The sequence below is a fragment of the Pseudomonas sp. P5_B2 genome, assembly GCF_056400445.1.
Window position 1 is genome coordinate 1 of sequence record NZ_JBFULH010001434.1, and the last position, 593, is coordinate 593.

Here is a 593-nt window from a genome sequence, read left to right on the forward strand (position 1 = left end):
GTATCAGCGTGAAGTCGAGGCGTTGCTGGGGAGCGGCGTTGTCAAAGGTACGGAAAGCGGCTTGCTTGCAAAAAAAATCGCGGCAGCTGTGAAAGCTGATCGCAGGTCTGTCYTCAAGTACCTGTATCAACGATATGATCAGAGTCCTGTCAGCGATGTGCAGAAAGTACGCAGCGTCTTTCCCGAACTGCCCGCCAGTTTGGCGCAAGAGTTTATGGATACCACCAGTAGTGTCGAACGCTTGCGTCTGCGTGAAACAGGTCGGGTCCCCATGGTTCTGGCGCAAAACGTCCGACAGGGGTTGGCCGATATCCGTTTGGACCGGGCGCTGGCCGGTTTTTCGTTACGTGCGCCAGGCATGGCGCGTTGCGCGCAAGCGCAACCAGCTTGGCTGTGGTGGCCTCGCTGGTGACTTGGAGGTGAAAGTCCTCTACACACCCGGCAAGGGGAAGTGTTAGCCAGAGGCAAGGGTGTCGCGGGTGACCGCGAATCTGAAGGAAGCCCGAGGCAAAATGCTGGCCTGACGAACAGCAAGCGGATAGAGGCGGCGCAGCGGGGTAAAGGGGCGTGTTTCCCTAAAGCCCAATACTTGC

At 57.9% G+C, this 593-nt stretch carries 1 protein-coding gene; it reads left to right on the forward strand.

The genetic code is table 11. The features are described 5' to 3' along the window. Positions 1–412, forward strand: a 412-nt coding sequence (locus AC1DRJ_RS31675) for a hypothetical protein (protein ID WP_477805567.1), incomplete at its 5' end; no start/stop codon positions are given. Between the last annotated feature and the right edge of the window lie 181 nt (positions 413–593).